Raw genomic sequence first — 21581 nt, 5'->3', positions numbered from 1 at the left:
TTAACATGCTGTCGCCTGTGATTTACCTGATGATGAACGGATTGTTTTTTACGCTGCGCCTGTCCGGGGGAGGAGGGTCCTTTCCCCGTCCGCTGAAGGCAGAGGAGGAGAAAAAATACCTGGAGCGGTGCGCCCAGGGGGACCTGGAGGCCCGAAACGTCCTGGTGGAGCATAACCTGCGTCTGGTGGCGCACATTGTTAACAAGGAATAAAGCGGAAGGAGGACGTTGGCCGGTGAAAAACGACCCCCCAGGGGCCGCCGGATTTCAGGTGGACGTCTAAGTGAAGGTCCTCCTTGGTGCTGTCCTGTTTGACCACGATTTTTTCTAAAATCGTGGTGACCAGGGCAGAATTGACGCCGTTTTGGAACAAAAGCTCCTGCTCCAGGGCGGAGCGGATTTCCTCCAGCCGGTCTGCCGTCCGCCCTCCCTGTTCCGCCTCCGCCTGGAGCTGCCGCAGCCGTTCCTCCAACCCGTGGACCTGTTTGTTGAACCCGTCGTTGCGCTGCTTGAACTCCGCTGTGGAGACGGCCCCCTCGATGCTCATCTCCAGCAGGCGGTCTTTTTTTGCCCGAATGGCGGACAGGTCCTCCTCGATGCGCCGGATATCCTGGATGTAGTTGTGCTCGTCGGGAACGGACTGAAGGACCGCCACCACAGCGTCAATGACGGCCCGTTTGTTCTGGACCAGATGGTCAAATATTCGCGCCATGATCTGGTCCAGCTCGGCGGTGCAGAGCTGAGGCGCGGAGCAGGCCGCCCGCCCCCGGTTCCGGTACACCCGGCACTGCCAGACCTCCTTGCTGCCCCTGGCGCTTTTCAGCACCTGGCGGTGGAAGCTGGCGCTGTGCTCCTCACAGATGACCTTTCCGCTGTAGGGGTAGCGGTTGTGGAACTCGGCCCCGCTCTGATGGGCCATCATCTGCTGGCTGCGCCGTTTGTAAAGGGCGTTGGCCCGGTCCCACAGCTCCTCCGGCACGATGGCCGGGACAGACGGGTCCGGGTACATGATCCACTCGCTCTCGTCCAGGAGGATTTTCCGTTTGGTGCGGTAGTCCACGGTTTGGGATTTGTTGGCGCAGTACCAGCCCTTGTACTTGGGGTTGCAGAGAATGTGGCGGATGGTCAGCACATTGAAGGCGTTGCCCTGCCGGCTGGTGAAGCCCTCGTCATACAATGTCTGGGAGATGCGCCGGATGCCCATCTGCTGGTTGGCATAGAGGTCAAAGATCCGCCGCACCACCTGGGCCTCCTCTTCGTTGATGGTGAGCACGCAGTCCTTCTTGTCGTAGCCCCACAGCCTGTCGTTGCCCAGCACGTGGCCGTTCTTGATGGCCTGCCGGAAGCCGAACTTCAGCCGCTCAGACAGCTTGCGCACCTCGTCCTGGGCCACCCCGGCCATGAGCACCAGGCGGAACTCGCTGTCGCTGTCCAGGGTGTTGATGCTGTCGTTCTGAAACAGCACCCCCACGTCGTGCTCCAGCAGCTCTTGGGTGTACTGGATGCTGTCCAGGGTGGAACGGGAAAAGCGGGAGATCTCCTTGGTGATGATGAAGTCAAACCGCCCCGCTTTGGCGTCCTGTATCATCCGCAGGAAGCTGTCCCGCTTTTTGGTACTGGTTCCGCTGATGCCCTCATCGATGTATCCTGGTACAAAGGTCCAGTGCTGTTTGCTCTGGATCAGCTCGGTGTAATACTGCACCTGATTTTCCAGGCTGTTGATCTGCTCGTCCTTGTCGGTGGAGACCCGGGCGTAGAAGGTCACCCGCAGGGGCAGGTCGAAGATGGTCTTGCCGTCCCGCAGTTCACGGCGCACCTGAAGTACATTCATGCACCCCCGCCTCCTTTGCCGGGCACACAGGATACCGGAAAAACTCCGGAAAATCTGCTGCGGAATACACCCGGTCCATCGCCCCCAGGTAGACGGCATTGGATATCAGGCCAAGGGACCGGATATGGTCCAGCAGAACGCCGGCCAGCTCTCTCTGTGCGTGTTCCAAGCTGCATCACCTCGCTTCATGGATATGCTGCTGAACACAAAACATGCCGGGCGGACAAGCTCCGCCCGGCATTTGTTTGGGGATCGTTCCTCAAGGGTTAAGCGTTTGCGCTTGTTCGCCGGAAATATGCAGGCACTTCTGGGGACAGGCGTCCACACATTTGCCGCACCGGATGCACTCCGGAGAGCGGGAGATTTCCGGCCGGGAGAGTGCAGCTGGACAGGCCCGTTCACAGGCCATGCAGGAGACGCACCGGTCCTGCTCCCAGTGGATCTGCACCAGGCTGAACCGGTTGAACCAGCCGTAGATGGCCCCCAGCGGGCACAGATACTGGCAGAAGGGGCGGTAAACCTTCATGGACAGCAGTACAATGCCGAGCAAGAGTCCCAGCTTCCAGAAAAACAGGCCGCCGGCCTGGCTCCGAAGGGACTCATTTGCGCCCAACAGGGGCAGAGCGCCCAGCAGGGTACCGGACGGGCACAGATATTTGCAGAAGGCGGGAACCTTCACAAATCCCCCGAACAGAAACATGGAGCCGGCGCACACCAGAAGGACCAGTACCGCATATTTCCCGTACTTCAGGATATGGTGGCCGGGCAGGCGCTTTTTCTTTTGGAAGATGGGGATCTGATGCAAGAGATCCTGGACCAGCCCGAAGGGACACAGCCAGCCGCAGACAAAGCGTCCCAGCAGGCTGCCGAACAGGAAGAAAAAGCCCAGTGCGGCGAAGGGGACCTGAAATCCCCGCTGGTTCAGCAGGGCCTGCAGGGCTCCGATGGGACAGGAGGCGACGGCCCCCGGACAGGAGTAGCAGTTCAGCCCTGGGACACAGGCGTACTTCAGGGGGCCGCGGTAGATTTTTCCGTTGAGAAAGCCGTACAGATAGCCGTTTGTCACAATGGTAAACAGCAGCTGTACCACCAGTCGCAGTCGTTTCATAGGTCACCCGATCCCAATGCACTCCAGGCAGATCATCACTGCCTTTCTCCAAATGCTCTCGAGCTGTCCCTGAGCGGCCCCGATCAGGAGAAAAACCGCTCCGGCCAGCACACCCAAGGTCCAGCGATGTGGGTTACGCTTCTTCCAAAAGTTCATGGATCAGTTCCTCCCAGGTGGATTTGTCCGCAGCGCCGACGATGCCGCCCAGATAGGCCCCTTCTCCGTCAAAAAAGAAGGTGGTGGGCACGCCGCTCACCCCAGCCAGGAACGCCTGGTCGATGGAAGCGTTGGCCAGCAGATGGGGGTAGTCCGCGCCCGTCTGCTGGACCAGCTCCTCCACGAGGGACGGGTCCTCGCCCTCTCTCACATCGCTGACAATGCCGATGATCTGAAACTCCGCCCGGTCATGCTCCGCCGCCAGTTCCCCAAGCCCCGGCATCTCGTTCAGGCAGGGGCCGCAGTAGGTCGCCCACACGTTGACCATGGTGAGCTTGGACTGGAGGAATACATCCTCCGAGATGGTGTTTCCCTCCAGGTCCATCCCCTCAAAGGTGATGAAGATGGGGGCGGATTCCTCCTCGGACTGCGGCTCGCTTTGGGCGGGCGGTTCATTGGCCGTCCCCACAGCAGGACCGGCCAGATCAGGGGACTCGCCGTCTGTTTTGGCGCAGCCGCACAACAGGACCAGCAGCAGTATGAGCAGTCCTGACACTATGTGATAACGTTTATGCATGAAACATTCCTCCAATCATGGGAGTCTCTCAGCCCTCCCTGTGGCCAGTTCTGCAGATACCGCCCCCGTCAGCCTGGAGCCGAGAGGGGGGGCTACGTCATTGCTGCTCCGGACCGGCGTCTATTGCCGCCTGCAGCAGCCCCCTGCACCCGGCCAGCACATCCTGCCAGGTGGTTTCGAAGTCCCCTGTGTACCAGGGATCGTCCACCTCGCCGGGACGGCCGGTGAACTCCATCAGCAGGTGCATCCTGCCTGCGTGATCGCCGCCGCAGATGCGGTGCATATTCCGCAGGTTGGCATGGTCCATTCCGACCAGAAAATCGTACTGATTGTAATCCGCTTTTTTCAATTGGCGGGCCGTCTTGCCGGTGCAGTCGATGCCGTGCTCTGCCAGCTTGCGGCGGGCCGGGGGATAGACCGGGTTGCCAATCTCCTCGGTGCTGGTGGCGGCGGACTCAATATGGAACTGGTCCTCCAGCCCCGCCTTTTTGACCAGGTCCTTCATGACGAACTCAGCCATGGGACTTCTGCAAATGTTGCCGTGGCAGACGAAAAGTATTCTTGTCATATCCTGAAACCTCTTGAATGTATTGATATTCCGGGCCTTGCAGGTGTTTTGCGGCAGTTTCTTCTGCTCATTCTCTTGGCGTATCCCGGCATAAAATAGCACAGTTTTGCCCCCGAAAGCAGTAGGAACGTTCTTAAATCAAGGGGGCTTATCCCGTTTTGCTGCCTGCCGCCGGCAACCCGTTCCAGCTCCGCCTGCGCGTCCTCAAAGCCCGGGGAGGCAGCGGTTTGCGCTCACGTCCAGGCTCCTTTCTGCGAAAAGAGCCTCGGCAGGATATAATCATATTATACCATAGCCGAGGCATGATTTCCATATTAAAATGTCTTACCGAAACTTTTTGTAAAGCACGGCGCTTTTTACCAAAGTACCGCCGCCATGTGGAACCCATATAAAGCCGATGCGGAGCCTGTGTGAAACGGGAATTTTTTACTCCCTCGGCGTGACTACAATACCGTCCGCATGGTCCGGGTCGCGGAAGCTGTAGGTAAAGCCGTCGGGTAAGGCTGTATTGTCGGAACCGTCCGCAGTGTCCAGCCCCGGTTCGGTGTCGCTTGCAATATCTGTATCATCTATTTCCACGGAGTTTTCCAAATTTGTGTCCTGTTCGCCGCTTCCTTTCTGATTGGTACAGCCAGTGAACAACGAGAAGCAGACCAGAACGCAGACTACCATCATCATTAAATTTCTCATCACATTTCCCTCTCTTTCCAATGTCCCCGTTTGATTTCCAGCACCACATCTGCCTGCTTTGCCACCTCGCGGTCGTGGGTCACGACCACCACGCATTTCCCGAACGCATGGGCGCTCTCTTTCAGAACCGCCGTGATTTCCTCGGCAGTACCGGCGTCCAGGTTCCCGGTGGGCTCGTCCGCCAGAATGACCGGGGCATCGGAGGCCAGTGCCCGGGCAATCGCCACCCGCTGCTGCTGTCCGCCGGACAGTTTCAGCACATTCCGGATGATTTCGTCCTGCTTCAGCCCCAGCCGTTCCAGAATGGAGGCGGCGTCCAGCTTGGCAGTAAGCCGGACATTTTCAATGGGCGTCATGTAGTCGATCAGGTTGTAGCTCTGGAAAATCAGCGAGATATGGTTCCTGCGGTGGTGTTCCAGGCCCTTTGCCGCAATGTCCTCGCCGTCAAACAGGATTTTGCCCTGTGTCGGCACATCCAGCCCGCCCAGCAGGGACAGCAGCGTGGTCTTGCCCGACCCGGACGGGCCGAGGATGGCGTACAGCTTCCCGGTTTCCAGCGACCCGCTGACGTTCTGCAAAACCGCTTTGCCCTTTTCGTAGGCGTAAGAAACATGTTTCAATTCCAGCGTAGGCATGATCGTACCTCCTTCAGCTCATTTTCGACAGAATTTCACGGGGTTTCAGCCGCATGACCGTGATAGACGATGCGCTGACCGCCACAATGATGATGGCAAATCCGATCAAGTAGAGCTGGGCAAGGTTATCCAGCCCAACCGATACCTGGATGCCGTTTTCAGTGGGTAAGGGCTTTTGCACGAGATTATCCGCGCCTATCTCAACAGAGGCGGCAACGGAAACAACATCGTTATCGTCCTCCGGCCCGGTCTGCATACTCTGCTCCAACAGGTGGTTGCCAATCTGCCCCGCTATGGCGTTGCTGGTGAAGTAGGACAGGCCAAAGGCGAGGACGGCGATCAGCAGCACCTCGATCAAATACTGGCCGATGATGGCCGACTTTCTGATACCCACGGACAAGAACACGCCGATTTCGTGAATACGGGTCTTTGTCCAGAGGGTCAGGATCAAGGCCAGAATGATGGCGCTGACAACGATAATCACCACCAGCAGGGTCACGACCAATTCATTCAGCGTAGCCAGCGGTGCGGCGGCATTTTCATAGGTTTCATTGTCCACCTCCACGGTAAAGGCTTTCCAGTCAATTCCCGGCAGGGCCTTGACTTCGGCCACCACCCGCGCCATGTCCTGCGGGTCGTCTATGGTAACGTGGAGCGCGGAAAAGCCGTAGTTGATTTCTCCGCCGTCAAATTCTTTTGAGGACTGCAAATCCACAAATACTCGGTTCTGGATTTTGTCGTAGGTGGTGACAGTTTCCCCAAACTGCTCCACCGCATGAGGGGTAAACAGTCCAATAATCTGTACCCTGATTTCCGGCCCGGTAAAGCCCTGATCTTCCACGCTGTAACTGTGGGCGGTGAGATAGTCCCCGATCTTCAACTCGTTTCTTTCCGCCAAGTCCTGGCTGATGATCGTCACATGGGTATCGTCGGTGGTAATATGCCGTCCCTCTGCCAGCGTCAGTGTGCCGGTGGTGAAAAGTTCATCATCTTCCGTGTTGCAGACGCCCAGGGCCTTTGTATATCCCTGATATTTTGCATCGGTTGAGATCGTTCCGGGGAACAGGGAAAGCCCGTCAAATGGGAGAAGATTGCTCTGCCTTGCGCTGCAATACTTTACGCCGGGAACGCCTTTGATGGCGGCAATGTTCTCCGGGGTAAACTGTACGGTGGAGTACATGAGAAAGCTGTTTGATGTCTTTCCGGTTTCCTCGTCCACCTCGTCTTTGACGGGTTCTTTCACTACATAGGGGCTGCTGCTCCAATCCACAAAAACGTCAAATTTTCCGCCCAAGCTTTGCCGCAGGTCAAGCTGCGCGGCCTCCGACGCGTTCCAGATGGAGAGGCCCGTCAGGACAAAGGTTGCCATAATCAGCAGGATGGCGAACAGGAGAAGTGTTTTCCCCCGTTTTCGCGTGACGTATAAAAACGCCCTCTTGAAAATGCTCATGGTCGATACCTCCATATTGTTGTGCTGTTCTTCCGAACGCACCCGTAGAATAACACCCCAATGTGGAATGGGTATGAAACGTATATGGAATTCAGGCAGAAACGAAAAACTCCCCGGCCGGGGAGTTTTCCGCATTTATAGCTGAATGGTAAAACACATCCCAGGCGGGGATTTCATCGGCTTAAAAGAATAGGGAACGTCCATAGAGGTCAAAAGTGTGTCCACGATATAAAGGCCCAGGCCGTTGCCTCCACTCTCCCGGCTCCGGGAAAAGTCTGGACGGTAAAATGGTTCAAACAGACGGCGGATTTCATCGTCAGGGATAGGCTTGCACTCGTTTTCGACCACAAGGCTGCGCCCCTCCATGTAGACGGAAACACTTTTCCCGGCCTCTGTATAAGCGACAGCGTTTGCAAGAACGTTTGATACCGCCTTGCTGAACGGGCCGACAGGCAGCACAGCGGAAAACTGCTCCGGCAGGTCAAGAGAGAATGTAATTTGATGTGCCGCCGCAATCAGCTGGTAGGGTTCGCACAGTTCCGCCAGCAGTTCAGACACATCAACCTGCTTTGGCGGTTCGGCGGTCAAATTCAGCTTGGAGGTTTCCAAAATTTCATGTATCATCCCGGAAAGCTGCTCTACCATTTCCTTGCACTCCGGGAGATAGGCAGCGTAGTCCTGATACTTCCCAACGCCTAAAATCATATTTTCCAGAGTTGCGTTCAATGCGGTCACAGGGGTTTTCAGTTCATGGGACGCCGCCCGCAGGAAGTCAACCTTGGCCCGCTCCATATCCCGCACAGCGTCCTTTTCCCGCTCTAAATGTTCAATCGTGGATAGCAGATTGGAATACAGATCATTGACGTTCTGCGCCAGCGTACCAATTTCATCCTTTGTATGAATCGGACAGCTTGCCCCGTGGTCTAATTTCATCATCTGCCCGGTTGACGCAGAAATTTTCTTGATGGGGTCGGCAATCGCTTTGGAGAACAGGAGGGAGCAGACAATGGAGATCAGCAGGGAACAGCTTAACGAGATGGGCAGGGCTTTTTCTACTGCCTCAGTCACGAATTGCTCCTGCCGGATGCTGATAACGACATCATCTTGGGTACTCAATGCAAGCTGCATCTGTGGGGCAAGCAGGTAGATCAGCCCATGCGTGACAACAACGACAAGGAGCATGATGCTCATAGTGTAGAGAAATATCTTGGGAAACAGGTTTAGTCGTTTCATGGCTGTACCTCGTATTTATAACCGATACCCTTGACTGTCACGATACAGTCAAGCCGCAGCTTTTTCCGCAGATTTTTGATGTAGGTGTCCACGGTTCGGTCAATGATTGGATAGTCAGCGCCCCACAGCTCGTCCAAAATCTGTGAACGGGTCAGCACCAGCCCCCTATGCTCCACCAGCAGCCGGAGCAGATCAAGTTCCTTGGGCATGATGTCGATTTTCCCGGCGCTGTCGCTGGCGGTGTAGCCGGAGAAGTCAACCGTCACATCCCCAAAGGTTATCGTTTGGGGGAGCGGGGCCTGCCCGCTCCGCCGCAGGAGGGCGGTAATCCGCCTCCCCAGCAATACCATGGAAAAGGGCTTTGTCATGTAGTCGTCAGCCTGCTCGTCGAAACTTCTGACTTGGGTGTATTCGTCCTCGATAGCTGTAAGCATCAGAACGGGCGTTGTACTTGTCCGCCGTATCTCATGCAGGACGGACAGCCCGCTGACATGGGGCAGCATAATGTCCAGCACAACAAGGTCAATGCTGTTCTCACGAAAAAGCTGTAACGCCGCCCCGCCGTCGTAAGCCGGGATCACCTTGTGGCCTGCGGGCTTTAGGTATTCACAAATCGCATCGTTGGTCTTGCGGTCATCCTCAACAATTAGTAGTGTTGCCATCGTAGTCCCCCCTTTTCGGGGTAGTATAGCACTGGAATGTGGAATAGGTATGAAATGACAGTAAATTTTTGAGCTTTTGGGTGCGCAATATGGGGGAAACACTGCATGCGATTTTGCTTCCTGACTCTGGAAAAACCTCCGCCTGGAGGGCGTTCCAGAGTGTTTCCTTTTGCTTCCTCCGTTGAAAAAATACTACGCCCAAACCGGTGATCAGGATGATCTAATTTCCATTGGCACGATTGGACTGATCAAGGGGATCTCCACATTCAAGGCGGATAAAAATGTGCGCTTGGCCACCTACGCCAGCCGGTGCATTGAGAATGAGATTTTGATGCATTTCAGGTCCCAGCGGAAGCTTCAAGGGGAGGTATCCCTCACAGAGACTCTGGAGGCGGCGGGGGATGGAGGGACGCTGTCTCTTATGGATGTGATTGCAGTGGACGACCACATGCTGGAGGACTTGGATACTCGAGATGCCTGCGTCAAGGTCCGGCAGTGTGTCCATACCTGCCTGACGCCCCGGGAGCGGATGATCATCACCATGCGCTACGGTCTGGATGACAAACCGCCCCGCACCCAGCGGGAAATCGCTGGTCAGTGTGGTATCAGCCGGTCCTATGTATCCCGCCGCGCTTAATGTAAACGATGCCCGGAAAGCCTTGTCATGCAAGGGTTTATCCGGGCATTGGATATTTTGGGTAGCACCGCAGTTATTGTAAATGGTAGAAAATTTTAGGGAGATGGGCGGCCATTCATCAAAATATGTAACTCCAAAATACGATTTATCAAGATATGTAAAAATACCATTTTACCTAAATACTATATTGTTTTCTCTATCTTAAATTCTAAACACTAACTTGCTCAATTGGGTTGTATTGATTTCCCCTGTCCAAAGCCTTTCAAATTCCTTCATATAATCGATCTCTTCACAGTCAATAGCAAGTTCACCATTAAACCCAATTTCCTGTTTGTGATTTTGCAAGCCCTTGTTTATTTGCTGAATTATATAGATTAGGAATTTTTTCCGCAACATCGTAAATCTTGCAGCACGATAAAGCAAATAGCTTTCACCCATATATTGATTCTTACCATCTCTACCATACCAATATACACTTTTGGTCGCCTTTAAAAGTGCAAATTCACTTTTACTTTTGTATCTGCTAAAGTTGAAGCCGGTTTTCTGTGGATATAAACTCATTTCGCTGACATTGGTAAAATCACACTTGTTAATTTTTCGTAGGAAATTCCTAAACGAATGCCGAGAGTAACCCAGGTCCTTCAGCCGCAATATAATCAAATTTCGATTTTCAATATGGTATAGTTTAAACTTTTTATCAAATTGAATTGAAACAAACAGGGTTCTATTTATTCCTTTAAGTACACCAACAGGCTTTACTAATGCAAATGAAATACCCTTTATTATTCCTTCTGCATCCCGCCAAGTTATGATCTCGAGGTATGCTTTTCCAAAAGAAATCAAAGCTTGTGTAATATCGGTCAAAAGTTTATCCATATCATATTTCAGAAATTGATCATCTTCAAAACATAAAAGCGATTTTAATAAATCTCCTGACGGACTAATCCTGTAAAAATCTTGTCCTCGGCTTAACGGACGAGGAGCCAAGGCAATGGAAAAGCTTGAACAAAAATCCTCAAGAAACATATAGCTGTACATTCCAGTCTTAGGCTTCCTTAATTGCAACTGAATACAGGGAACTCTCGGACTTCTTTGGGATGAATTATAGTCGTCAAGTCTCTGATTCATTCAATTCATCCTCCCAACCGCTTTGACTTTTATATTTCTGATCATCCGGCAAATATCGATTAACACACGTCACAAAATAAACATCTTCAGAATTATTAAGTTGCACATGTGAATTAAAGAGCCTTCCAATGAAAGCTAATAAGAGTTTGCTATTTGTTTTTAGCACCTCGGCCCCAAACGGATGATACTCTATCTGAAACTTTCCATTTTGCCTCATAGAACTTGCGATGCGCATTTCCCAACCAGTTTGAAGTACATCTCTATTTCCAATCCCTATTATTCCGTGCCTGCGCATTTCCACGCATTTTGTAACTGATAGTATTATTTTCCTATGCTTCTCTGGTTCCTCATCAATAAAGTCCTTGAGTACATCTTTTATAAGAGTTTTCCAAGCAATATTTTCAGTAAACTCTCCCCAAATTATCGCTAAACCACTTATAATTCCATATTCAACAAAGGGAGCTGATAAAACGTGAAATATAATATTTTGCATATATTCTTCTTTGCGTTTAATCACACTGGTACGCACGTATTCTTGGTATAATAATACTACACCAAAAAATTCTGTGTATATTGCAGAAAATTTTTTAATATCATCATTTTCGATTGCTCTTAATAGATGCTCACATAAGTGATTATAACAGAAACCTAAGAAATCTGGACTTTTTTCTCGATTTTCCCAATGGTTTAAAGCAAATAATCCACAACATTTTGCTAAATAGGTTGGTACATCAGTTTCAATTGAATAAAGCTCTTCTTTTAAATGCTCCAAAGATACTTTTTCCCATACAATACTTGGTTCGAAGTGTTTCTTTTCCAATGTGGGAATAACACTTTGAAACCAAGATATAACGATTTGGCATTTTGAGTCCATTTCGACACAGCGAGAAAATATTACTGCAGCAGAATATATATATTTATCACCAAACAATTGTTTCCCCACTTTGAATATTTCGGCAAAAATCTTTTCCATTGTATCAATTAGTTCACCAAAACTTTTATAAATCTGATATGTAACAGTTTGCTCTATGAACCAGTCAGGAGTTATTTTTTTTCGTTCTATTGCATACTCTGCTTCAATATGTCGATACATCCTTTCGCAATCTATATTGTTGAGATATTTATTCTCCCTAAATTTGCAATTGGAATATTTTTTTATATCTTTGGCCTTCTGAAATTCTTTTTCTAAATCAAAGTTTGGAAAGTTGGTGATTATCCCAATGATGATGCTCATGAATGTGCAACACAAAGTATCTACTATTGATGAAACAATTTCTTCATTTTCTTTTTTCATATCGTCAGGAATTTTAACTATCGTTGCTAAAATTAAATTTTGGACTTTGGTAAGATGCCAAACCAAATAAGCAACTGCTCCAACATTAACAGAAAGCCTAGAAATTGAGGATAATTGAATCAAATATTCTCCAATAGATTCAAAATCGCAATCCTTAAGTAGTTTTTCAAGACACAGGTGATTAACTTGCAAAACTTCATCTTCGAACCACCAAATATCCCGTTCTGTACCTGCGGTCAAGAAGGTTCCAGTTTTTGTTGCCATCTCAATTTCAGAATCTGATGCGTAATGCCATTGTTTATAATTAGCTATAACCCTAAACCAATGTGAATTGTAATAAATGGATGGTTTTATTTTCCAATAGTAATTGACAAGTAATAGATTGTTTACCATGAATTCCCGCATTGCGGAGTTCTGCGTTTTTGGTATGTCACTACTATATTTTGCGATATCCAGTAACGCGGACAGATTGTATCCGCAAATCTTTTGAAAGTGATTTTGAAAGTTAATATCCTTTGAAAAGAGTTTCTGCCTTGACATTTTCTTTATGGAAGTCGTAATCTTTCTATAGTGCGAATTTGCCAATTGAAAAACATCTGATAGAGCATAAGTTCTATTTCCGGTAATACTAAAGGCAACAACCATACGAATTGTTAAGAACAATAATGCGAGAATCGAAAATAAACACAGTTTGATACCTATAATGCATTCAAATAACAAAATAATACAGATTACGATATATCCAATGATCTGCTTTATGCAACTATTGGTAATAATATCATTTCTAAAGGTATCCGATAAACTTTTAGGCACATTTGCATATTTTGCAGAGAAAATAGATGCAATATTGGCACAATAAAGGCCTAAGATAACACCCGCAATTCCCATTCCGCCTAAAACTATATCTTTAAACATGTCAGAATCGAGACTTTCAATATTAACTTTTTCCAACAAGATATGGTCTATCTTCATAATAAGCCATGTGATAATTAGGCCATGGACTACTTGAACTAAAACTGTTTTCAAGATGCTTAAACGAAGCGACAGTGTTTGCCCGGCATAGTCTGTTCTCTCAAATATTTGGAAGAGGGTTTTCTTTATTCCAAAAATGAAGTTTAGTATATGTTGCCGTGCAATCCAGTATAGTCTTGTATTCATTTCATACCTCTTTATCCGAAGTTCTACCGTGATTGCAGAAAATCCAGTACTTTTAAAATTTTAATCCCATCCTGTGTCTGCGATAAATCACAATCCAGCGTAATTACCAATTTCTCATAGTTATCTCGAATTTTCCGCAACGGAGTTAATTCTCTCTCACGTGTCTCCGGCGCATTCATATTTTCAGTCACTTGGATATACTTCTTCTCATCTGCCTTGGTAGCGATAAAGTCCACTTCCTGGTTGTCGATTTTTCCAATAGCAACATCGTATCCTTGCCGCAACAACTCAAAATAGACGATATTCTCCAGAATGTGTCCACTGTCCCCATCGCGGTAACCCAGCAGATAGTTCCGCAGGCCCATATCCACGATATAATACTTGCCCAGCGTCCGCAGATACTCCCGACCTTTGATATCGAACCGCTTGATTTCGTAAAAGATATACGCCTCCAACAATGCCTCAATATAGGTTTGAATGGTATGCACCGCAGGTTTCCTGCGGCCTTTTTCTTCCAACAGACCCTCATTGACTAGCGTGTTGCCGATAGAGGTCGCGGACACGTTGTTACCAATGTTATCCGCCAGGAACATAATGATTTTCCGGAGCAGAATGGGGTCGGTGATGGTTCGACGCCCCTTGCGCTTTTCCCGCTCCAGAATGTCGTTGACGACAGCGGCGGAATACACGCCGTCCAAAGCGGCAGTTACGCGGTCGATTTCCAGTCCCACATCCGCCAGCATGGGCATCCCGCCGAACCGGGCATATTCGTTGAACAACTCCCGCTCATCATAAATATCACCGTCCTGATCGGTGATTCGGCGTTTCAGCGTTCCGGTGGGAGACTTCTTCTCCGTCACCGTGTACCCATGAAAATCCAGAAATTCTCTGAAAGAAAGGGGGAGCATCTTGATTTCAACATAGCGTCCTGAAAGATAGGTGGACAGTTCAGAGGACAGCAAATAAGCGTTGGAGCCGGTGATATAAATGTCACAATCAAAATCTACACGGAAAGAGTTGACTGCATTTTCCCACCCAGTGATTCGTTGCACCTCGTCAAAGAACAGGTACATCCGCTTGCCAGGCAGGATACGAACCTTTACATATTCGTAAAGACCCCTGACGTCCATATCAGGAAAGCTCATAGACTCAAAGTTCATTTCCAGTATCTGCTCTTGGCCAATACCGGTTTCTCGTAAGTGCTGGGCCATCAATTTCATGAGACTGGACTTACCACAGCGTCGAATACCGGTGATGACCTTAATCATCTCCGTATCCTGAAACGCAGTTATCCGCTTTAGATAAAGATCACGTTTTTTTAATGTGACTTTTTGCACTATGTCCACCACCTTTTGAGTTATCTTACCACAATTATTCCCAAAAATCAAGTTTATTACATCAATATTAAAAACTTTTCATTCTTGCTGATTTGTTACTTGAAAGAAATTATTCAATATATACTTGGGAACGGCTGTGCCATAATAGGGGTAAACCAGCAAGCCCTTGTCGCACAAGCGGTTACGCTGATTTAGTCCACCTATGACAGCTTTGATACGACAGGAGGTGACAGTCGAAAGACCATATATTCCGCCGCTGGTTGGGTTTTCACCGGACAAGCACCATATAGTATGCTCGAAAACCATTTACCACCCGAAAATTGACGATTGATGTCAGTTTTCGGGTGGCACTTTTTATTATGTCCATTTTTCTCGAAGCGAGCCCCCTGACGGATTTTTCATCCGTCAAGGGGGCTTTTTCGTTTTGAGACGAAAAGGAGAGGTCAACCATGTCACTGGAACTGGATTACTTTTACGGCAATGAAGCCGAGCAGTACAGTTTCTATCGGATTCCCAAGACTTTGTTCACAGACCGGCGGTTCAAGGGGGTTTCTATGGAAGCCAAGGTGCTGTATGGGCTGATGCTGGACCGTATGGGACTGTCTGTCCGTAACGGCTGGCTGGACAAGGACGGAAAGGTTTATATCTACTTTACTCTGGAGGATGCTGTTGAGATGCTGGACAGCGGCAAGGATAAAGTCATACGGCTGTTTAAGGAACTGGACAAGCCCAATGGGATCGGGCTGATCGAGCGCCGCAAGCAGGGGCAGGGAAAGCCCACGCGGATATACGTCATGAATTTTACTCTGCCACCAGAGCCGGAACAGTTATCTCCAGCTACTCCGTTGGCGCCGCCTGCCCAGACTTCTGAATTTCCGAAGTCTGGACTTCGGGGGGAAGCGGAATAAAGTGTACCCTTAGTCAAGGACAAAATAAGAAATAGACACCCCAAAATTTGGACAGACATCAAAAAGGACAGCAGGCTGAATGAATCTCAACTATTTGTCACCTAATTAAAGGATCAGAAACTATCTCTGGCTCCAAAGTGTGCGCACCAAGCTCATTGGGGGTTTTAGAGATTTCAGGCGGCGAGGGTTTGCTGGGGAGATCAAGAGGATAAATGCCGGTAGTGACAAAGGAGAAATATTCGTTGGGAGAGAGCTTTGCCAAATCCCATTGATACCTCTCGTTGTTGTAATACGACATATAATCGTCAATGATCGCCTTTACCTCATCAAAAGAGGGATCGCCCGTCAAGTCAATCAAATCTTTCATATGCCCGAAGAAGCTCTCCTGTGGCGCATTGTCCCAGCAGTTTCCTTTGCGGGACATAGAGCGGCGAAGCTCGTTGTGTTCAACGAGTTCAATAAATTTGCAGCTGGTATAATGGCAGCCCTGGTCGCTGTGGATCACGGTCTCTGCATGGAGCGAGACGCCATGTTCCCGCATCAAAATATCCACCGCGTCCAGCACAAAGTCAACATCCAAGGATGGACTGAGGGTATAGGAAAGCACCTGCTTTGTATAGGCGTCCATGATCACACAGAGGTAGAGGAACGACCCACCCCAGGGGATATAAGTAATGTCCGTGAGGAGCACAAGCCGGGGGCCATAGCTCTCAAATTCACGGTCTAAAAGGTTAGGCGCATAATGATTCGTTTTCATTGCGTTTTTCATTTTGCGGTAAGGGTTTGCCCTCCGAATCGGACATTGCAAGCCGTATTTTTTCATCAACCGGCGTATCTTTTTCAGGTTCATAACCACCGGCGGAGTATTGTGGATAAGGCACATATAGATGCCCCGCGCCCCTTTGGAATATCTCCGCCGGTTGTATGCCTCCAAAACCAGCTCAAAATCAGCGCGATCCTGTGCTTCCCGCACCTGCCTGGCCGAAGCGGCGTTTAACCACGCATAGTAGCCGGACCTGGAAACCCCCGCTGTCTGGCACATCATGGATACAGATAGTTCGTTCTCACTGTTGGATAACGTCTGGTGGATCAGGGAAAAGATGGTGGAAGCCTCGTTCATGGCCGCGGCCCTTGCTTTCGTCCACCTCTGGCAGAGGATATTTTTTTTAGAAATTCCACCTCCTGCTCCAGATATTTCAGCCGGTGCTGCATCTGCCGCAGCTGAGCCTGGGTAGTTGTGTCTCCGCCTTCAGCAGACCCCTCTCCGCGCCTGCGCTGCGGCCGCTCATGGAACCCTTTCGCTGAAACCGCCTGCTTGCACACTACGTTCTGGATGCCGCTGAGACGATTCCTCCCGAGTACCTCCGGATCATAGCCCAAATCGTACATAATCGTTCTGGGTGTATCCCCTTCCTGGTATCTCCGCCAGAATTCTTCCTTGAATGCGTTTGTGAAGGTGATCTGCGTGGTGGACACATGGAGCGTGTATGGATTTTCTGCCATAACCCGCACCTGCTCTTGGGTAAACATTTTCCGTGCCATGTGTGATGCCCCTTTCTATTGGCCTCATTTTATCACACAGCCCTACCCTTAGAACATACTCTTGTCCTATATCCCTTTTCTTTCATTACTTGTTTCGTCCACTTTTAGGGTACGTCCTTACTTTTTAACCTGTCCACCAACCTGGGTCGCCATTTTTCCTGCTGTCCATAATCTTGGGTACAGTTTAGAAGTCTTGACTTCTGAAAAACCGAAGTCAAGACTTCGGCAACAGCGAGGTCAAGACTTCGCAAAACCCGACACTAATAAGACTGATATGAATGATACTGAATTGAGTGATACTGAGTCTTCTATCTATCCCCCTGCCCCCTTATTGCCCTCGCACTCTCGGCGCACGCGGCCGCAGCGGGATAGGATGGGTCAGATGGATGCGTACAGGGAGTTGATCTGTGAAAACATCTCTTATGACCTGCTGCTCCAGGAGAACCCCTACGAGCGTGACCTGATCGATTGCTATGTGGAACTGATGGTGGAGACCTGCTGTACCGGGCGGGAAACCATCCGGGTCAATCAGGAGGACGTGCCAGCCGATGTTGTCCGCAGCCGGCTTCTGAAACTGGACAAGATGCACATCGAGTATGTGATGGAGTGTCTGCGAAACAACACCACGCAGGTCGGGAACATCCGGGCCTATACGCTGTCGGCGCTCTACAACGCCCCTGTAACCATCGGCCAGTATTACGCATCCCAGGTCGCTCACGATATGGCCCAGGAGGTGATGCCGTGAGAATTGGTTTGGTTGAGGTAGACGGACATGAGTTCCCGAACCTGGCCCTTATGCGGTTGTCCGCCTGGCACAAGGCGCGTGGGGATACCGTGGAGTGGTGGAGCGGCTTTGAACACTACGACCGGGTGTATCTGTCAAAGGTGTTCACATTTACGCCGGACTTTTCCACCGTAATCAACGCCGGTGAGGTCATCACCGGCGGGACGGGCTATAAGGACTACCGCTCCCTGCCTCCGGAAGTGGAGGCTACAGCCCCGGATTACAGCATTTATCCGAACTACACAAGGGCTATCGGCTTCTTGACCCGGGGTTGTATTCGCATCTGCCCCTGGTGCATAGTTCCCCGCAAAGAGGGATATATCCATCCAGCGTCTGCCTGGGAGCAAATCAAACGCCCGGACAGCCGGGAGATCATCTTTCTGGACAACAATGTGCTGGCCTCCGACTTCGGACTGGAGCAGATCGATCGCATGGGCGGTCAGAAAATTTGGGTGGACTTCAATCAGGGTTTAGACGCCCGATTGATTACACCGGAGACGGCCAAGCTACTGGCTAGACTCCGCTGGATTCGTTTTGTGCGGATGTCCTGTGATACCAACGCCATGCTCCCTGTGGTGGAACAGGCAGCGGCATATCTCAAAGAAGCCGGGGTTGCAAAATCCCGGCTATGGGCCTATGTGCTGGTTCAGGACGTAGCAGATGCTCACCAGCGGGTGGAGACCCTGCGAGGTATGGGCGTAACGCCTTTTGCACAGCCGTACCGGGACTATGACGGCGGGGAGCCGACAGAGGAACAGCGGCGGTTTGCCCGCTGGGTCAACAACAAGGCAGCGTTTAATAGCTGCTCGTGGAATGATTATTGTGAGGACAGGAGGACCAAAAATGGCATATAAGAAGTTGCAAAAGAGCGTGGAGCAGGATCCCCGCTATCATGATACTTGGCGGCTACTGAAGAAATACCGGGATGTGGTTTGGAGCATGGAGCTGTCCGTCCAGCAGTTGAAGAAAGAATTTGAGTGCGAGTACGGCAGCAGCGTGGATGACTTTCTGGAGTCCGTCTACATGGCCGGCGCCGATTTGAGCGGGACGCAGATTGAGAACCACGCCCGCTGCATCGAGCGGAGCCGGAAGATGCTGGCGCTGGTGAACAGCGCGGTGGAGCTCTTGCGGACGAAGCACAAGAATGGCGAGGCGTACTACTGGATTTTGTACTACACCTTTCTCTCCCCACAGCAGGTGGAGAATATCAACGCCATCATTGAGCAGCTCCAGCCCTACATCCGGGATATCGGCCGCACAACTTATTACCGCAAACGTGAGCAGGCGGTAGAGGCCCTCAGTTCCATCCTGTGGGGATATTCCTCTAAGGACTGCCTTGATTTGCTGTCGGAGGTGTTTCCGCACACAGAGGACGAGGCATAGGGGAAAGCACCAGCCCGTGCGGTTCATTTACGCCGCACGGGCTGTCCTTATTTTGTGAGAATGGCTTTACCATCTGCTGGTTAGTATGATATACTATGAAAAATAAAACATCCTGGAGGTGTATTCACAATGGCAGACAGCAAAGATGATGGCTTGATTCCTATTCCTGAACCTTACTCCCGGCGCAGGCTGAATGCGCTCTACCGTGAGATTCCCCTCCCGGATATAGTTTCACGGATGCTACGTAAATACTTCAACGCAATGGCGAATCTATATGGGATTATTCCGCTCCGAAAGGCCTTTGAAATCATCCAGGAGCAAAACCACAGTCGTTTCACGCAGGAAGAACTGTTAGCGTTTGCGGAAATTGCCCGCCATGAGGAAGAGGACTACTACATCCTGGGTCTGGACGAGTTATACACGGACGGCAAACTGGGTAGCCCCTTGGATCGAGAAATAATTGATGTATTCTTGCTGGATGGAGATATATCCGCTTACCACGAAACGCTGCGGTCACAACACAGCAAACCTTATTACATCCCGCCGAAAAAAGAATTGCTCAAATACGATGATATGTTCTACTGCGAGCCGACACCGGAGCATAAGGCTTTTATGGTGGTGATTTCCAGTAAAACAGGAAATCATAATTTAGATCAGGCAGTCTTTGCGGACTTTATTATGAAAATGCGCATTACATCCACATCCTTCCCCAATGTGATGGACGAAGCAACCCGGCTGGGGCTTCAGTTCAACGGCGAGGCAGACATTAACCGTTTTCTTTCGGTTTATAACAATTTCCAGAATAACTGCCGTATGCAGCGCAACCGGGGCCATACGCCCCGCGAAATCATGGAGATGGTTCCGCCAGAGGAGCGCATACCGAAATCTCTGTCCTTTGGCCCCAATATCCGCAAGGCATTGGCAGACAGGACAATGAATGTCGAGGAACTGCGGCAAGGCATCTTGACTATGGATAACATCCCCAGTGAGGAACTGCGTTTTGATATGCTCCGCCAAATTGCGGAGATCACCGGTAGCGCGCTGCCCCAACAGGCGCATAAGCAGAAAATCGGCCGCAACGATCCCTGCCCCTGCGGCAGCGGCAAGAAATATAAGAAGTGCTGTGGGCGATAGGGAGGCTGTACTATATGAAAATCAAGCTGGCGCAGGTCATCTTTGCGGTTGAATCGGCTTCGGAGGCATTCCAGGAATACTTTGATACCCAAACCGGGCAGAGCGTAGCTCTGGCAGACCCCGATATTACCGGGGAACGGGACGAAGAGCTTGCGGATTTAATCATAAATTTCCCGGGCCGGTTTCTTCCATTCCCCAGCAAGTACGAGATCCATGAATACCGCATTATGGCTGATTTTGTGGACGAACTACGCCCCGGCGCGGCTCGTGAAGAATTGGCCGGAGCTATCCGAGGCAAGGGCGCGTTCCGCAGGTTCAAGAACGGCATCCGCTATCATCGCCTGGAACAGCAATGGTACGATTATCTGGCCCAGGCCCAGCGGGAGATTGCCATTCGCTGGTGTAAGGAAAACAATCTGGAATATGAGGAAGACGACACCTAAAATAAAGGGGTCTATGCTTTCGGACAAACAGGAGGAAATTGTACATGGGACCGGGAGTGATTACAGCGGATCTCCACGGAAAGAATGCCTACCAGGCCAAGGTGACGGTGGAGGCACTGCTCCGCCGCGCTGACAGGGCTACTTACCGTCTCCGCCTGATTCACGGTTGCCATGGCGGAACCGCTCTGCGGGATTTTATCCGAGAAACCTATTCCCACCATCCGCAGGTGCAGAGACTCGTGTTCTCCCCTGATGGCGGGGTCACGGAATTGGTACTCAGAGAGTTTTAATTCATGGTAGTACAAAATTAGGACGGTTTTGGGACTGAATTAGGACGGCTTTGGAATTGACATGGGAATCTATATATGTTAAGATAATCATGCTCAAAACTGTAATCACAAACGAAAACGGCTATGGAGGGACGCTGAAAGGCGTCCTTTTTTCGTCCCTCCACAGCAGCCAGGCGGCGTCCAAAAGTTGGTCGCCGCTTTCGTTTTCGGCGGAAAAACGAAAAGGAGGCATCTATTTGAACCCCAAAAATGTTCCCCCCGTCAAAAAGCCGGAGAACAAGCTGAAGAGACACATTGACTGCGGACGCATCCTCTATACGGCGTTTCTCTGTATGTGCATGGCTTCTATGCTCTGCCTGCCGGCCTTTGCCGCCGGCACCACTATTTGGACTAAAGCCAGCGAAGTCATGAAAGACGTCTACACTCAGGTCCTTGGTATCTCTACCATCGCGGCTGTGGTTACGGCGGCTGTGGCCCTGCTGATGATGAACTTTTCCCGCTCTGGACGGACGGTGGATGAATCCCGTGCTTGGCTCAAACGCATCATCGTCACATGGATTATCCTGAACTCCCTCGGCTTCATCATGAGCTATGTCACTCCCTTCTTCTCCGGCGGCCAGTACACGCCGTAAGG

Annotated in this window: 26 protein-coding genes; 10 read left to right on the top strand and 16 right to left on the bottom strand. The window is 50.4% G+C overall.

Annotation, left to right across the window (positions count from 1 at the left end):
* Positions 1-5: 5 nt before the first annotated feature.
* Positions 6-212 carry a sporulation sigma factor SigK gene (locus VV088_RS08115; RefSeq protein WP_334600201.1) on the top strand — a complete coding sequence of 69 codons (207 nt, stop codon included), beginning with the start codon at positions 6-8 and terminating at the stop codon, positions 210-212.
* Here VV088_RS08115 and VV088_RS08110 read toward each other — a convergent pair.
* The 11 genes from VV088_RS08110 to VV088_RS08060 all read right to left on the bottom strand — a co-directional run bounded on the left by VV088_RS08110 (position 199) and on the right by VV088_RS08060 (position 8909).
* A complete protein-coding gene (locus VV088_RS08110) occupies positions 199-1830 on the bottom strand; it encodes a recombinase family protein (RefSeq protein ID WP_334600200.1) in 1632 nt (543 codons plus the stop codon). The genes VV088_RS08115 and VV088_RS08110 overlap by 14 nt on opposite strands.
* Positions 1805-1999 (bottom strand): hypothetical protein, encoded by a 195-nt coding sequence (locus tag VV088_RS08105; RefSeq protein ID WP_334600199.1) that lies wholly within the window; start codon positions 1997-1999, stop codon positions 1805-1807. Before VV088_RS08105 ends, VV088_RS08110 begins: the two co-directional genes overlap by 26 nt.
* Positions 2000-2089: 90 nt before the next feature.
* Positions 2090-2938, bottom strand: coding sequence for a 4Fe-4S binding protein (locus VV088_RS08100; RefSeq protein WP_334600198.1), 849 nt, complete (start codon positions 2936-2938; stop codon positions 2090-2092).
* 3 nt (positions 2939-2941) lie between these two features.
* Positions 2942-3094, bottom strand: coding sequence for a CD1871A family CXXC motif-containing protein (locus VV088_RS08095; protein WP_300692155.1), 153 nt, complete (start codon positions 3092-3094; stop codon positions 2942-2944).
* Complete coding sequence (locus VV088_RS08090) at positions 3072-3671, bottom strand: TlpA disulfide reductase family protein (RefSeq protein ID WP_300692157.1); 600 nt, start codon at positions 3669-3671, stop codon at positions 3072-3074. The genes VV088_RS08095 and VV088_RS08090 overlap by 23 nt, the downstream gene beginning before the upstream one ends.
* Before the next feature lie 97 nt (positions 3672-3768).
* The gene (locus VV088_RS08085; RefSeq protein ID WP_334600197.1) at positions 3769-4239 is read right to left on the bottom strand and encodes a low molecular weight protein-tyrosine-phosphatase; all 471 of its coding nucleotides are present in this window, start codon (positions 4237-4239) and stop codon (positions 3769-3771) included.
* Positions 4240-4665: 426 nt separating this feature from the next.
* Positions 4666-4929 carry a hypothetical protein gene (locus VV088_RS08080; protein ID WP_334600196.1) on the bottom strand — a complete coding sequence of 88 codons (264 nt, stop codon included), beginning with the start codon at positions 4927-4929 and terminating at the stop codon, positions 4666-4668.
* Positions 4929-5564, bottom strand: a complete 636-nt coding sequence (locus VV088_RS08075) for an ABC transporter ATP-binding protein (RefSeq protein ID WP_334600195.1) — start codon at positions 5562-5564, stop codon at positions 4929-4931. Before VV088_RS08075 ends, VV088_RS08080 begins: the two co-directional genes overlap by 1 nt.
* A gap of 13 nt (positions 5565-5577) precedes the next feature.
* A complete protein-coding gene (locus VV088_RS08070) occupies positions 5578-7014 on the bottom strand; it encodes an ABC transporter permease (protein WP_334600194.1) in 1437 nt (478 codons plus the stop codon).
* Positions 7015-7149: 135 nt separating this feature from the next.
* On the bottom strand, positions 7150-8247 hold the full coding sequence (locus tag VV088_RS08065) for a sensor histidine kinase (protein WP_334600193.1): 1098 nt from the start codon (positions 8245-8247) through the stop codon (positions 7150-7152).
* Entirely contained in the window at positions 8244-8909 is a 666-nt protein-coding gene (locus VV088_RS08060; protein WP_334600192.1) for a response regulator transcription factor, read from the bottom strand. Before VV088_RS08060 ends, VV088_RS08065 begins: the two co-directional genes overlap by 4 nt.
* Positions 8910-9078: 169 nt before the next feature.
* Here VV088_RS08060 and VV088_RS08055 point away from each other — a divergent pair, with 169 nt between their 5' ends.
* Positions 9079-9546 (top strand): sigma-70 family RNA polymerase sigma factor, encoded by a 468-nt coding sequence (locus tag VV088_RS08055; protein WP_334600191.1) that lies wholly within the window; start codon positions 9079-9081, stop codon positions 9544-9546.
* Positions 9547-9747: 201 nt separating this feature from the next.
* Here the strand turns inward: VV088_RS08055 and VV088_RS08050 are convergent, their stop codons facing one another.
* From VV088_RS08050 to VV088_RS08040, 3 genes are read right to left on the bottom strand one after another with little or no spacing between them, the layout of a single operon-like run.
* Entirely contained in the window at positions 9748-10674 is a 927-nt protein-coding gene (locus VV088_RS08050) for a hypothetical protein (RefSeq protein WP_334600190.1), read from the bottom strand.
* On the bottom strand, positions 10658-13126 hold the full coding sequence (locus VV088_RS08045) for a hypothetical protein (protein ID WP_334600189.1): 2469 nt from the start codon (positions 13124-13126) through the stop codon (positions 10658-10660). The genes VV088_RS08050 and VV088_RS08045 overlap by 17 nt, the downstream gene beginning before the upstream one ends.
* A gap of 23 nt (positions 13127-13149) precedes the next feature.
* Positions 13150-14394, bottom strand: a complete 1245-nt coding sequence (locus VV088_RS08040) for an ATP-binding protein (protein WP_334600188.1) — start codon at positions 14392-14394, stop codon at positions 13150-13152.
* 518 nt (positions 14395-14912) lie between these two features.
* Between VV088_RS08040 and VV088_RS08035 the strand changes: the two genes are divergently transcribed.
* Positions 14913-15371, top strand: coding sequence for a replication initiator protein A (locus VV088_RS08035; protein WP_334600187.1), 459 nt, complete (start codon positions 14913-14915; stop codon positions 15369-15371).
* 97 nt (positions 15372-15468) lie between these two features.
* Here VV088_RS08035 and VV088_RS08030 read toward each other — a convergent pair whose 3' ends face one another.
* Together VV088_RS08030 and VV088_RS08025 are read right to left on the bottom strand one after the other, a co-directional pair.
* Positions 15469-16491, bottom strand: coding sequence for an IS3 family transposase (locus tag VV088_RS08030; protein ID WP_334600186.1), 1023 nt, complete (start codon positions 16489-16491; stop codon positions 15469-15471).
* A complete protein-coding gene (locus VV088_RS08025; protein WP_334599158.1) occupies positions 16488-16913 on the bottom strand; it encodes an HTH domain-containing protein in 426 nt (141 codons plus the stop codon). The genes VV088_RS08030 and VV088_RS08025 overlap by 4 nt, the downstream gene beginning before the upstream one ends.
* A 382-nt stretch (positions 16914-17295) precedes the next feature.
* Here VV088_RS08025 and VV088_RS08020 point away from each other — a divergent pair, with 382 nt between their 5' ends.
* The 7 genes from VV088_RS08020 (at position 17296) to VV088_RS07990 (ending at position 21579) form a co-directional block, all read left to right on the top strand.
* On the top strand, positions 17296-17658 hold the full coding sequence (locus VV088_RS08020; protein WP_334600185.1) for a DUF6017 domain-containing protein: 363 nt from the start codon (positions 17296-17298) through the stop codon (positions 17656-17658).
* Complete coding sequence (locus VV088_RS08015) at positions 17655-18551, top strand: radical SAM protein (RefSeq protein ID WP_334600184.1); 897 nt, start codon at positions 17655-17657, stop codon at positions 18549-18551. Before VV088_RS08020 ends, VV088_RS08015 begins: the two co-directional genes overlap by 4 nt.
* Positions 18541-19080, top strand: a complete 540-nt coding sequence (locus VV088_RS08010) for a hypothetical protein (RefSeq protein WP_334600183.1) — start codon at positions 18541-18543, stop codon at positions 19078-19080. The genes VV088_RS08015 and VV088_RS08010 overlap by 11 nt, the downstream gene beginning before the upstream one ends.
* Before the next feature lie 129 nt (positions 19081-19209).
* A complete protein-coding gene (locus tag VV088_RS08005) occupies positions 19210-20214 on the top strand; it encodes a YecA family protein (RefSeq protein WP_334600182.1) in 1005 nt (334 codons plus the stop codon).
* Between the two features lie 14 nt (positions 20215-20228).
* Complete coding sequence (locus VV088_RS08000; protein WP_334600181.1) at positions 20229-20657, top strand: UPF0158 family protein; 429 nt, start codon at positions 20229-20231, stop codon at positions 20655-20657.
* Between the two features lie 44 nt (positions 20658-20701).
* On the top strand, positions 20702-20947 hold the full coding sequence (locus tag VV088_RS07995) for a Smr/MutS family protein (RefSeq protein WP_334600180.1): 246 nt from the start codon (positions 20702-20704) through the stop codon (positions 20945-20947).
* 236 nt (positions 20948-21183) lie between these two features.
* The gene (locus VV088_RS07990; protein WP_442913121.1) at positions 21184-21579 is read left to right on the top strand and encodes a fimbrial protein; all 396 of its coding nucleotides are present in this window, start codon (positions 21184-21186) and stop codon (positions 21577-21579) included.
* Positions 21580-21581: the final 2 nt, after the last annotated feature.

The organism is Lawsonibacter sp. JLR.KK007, assembly GCF_036941135.1.
Lineage (GTDB): Bacteria > Bacillota > Clostridia > Oscillospirales > Oscillospiraceae > Lawsonibacter.
Note: the sequence above shows the minus strand (reverse complement) of the source record. Positions and strands in the feature narration are given on the sequence as shown.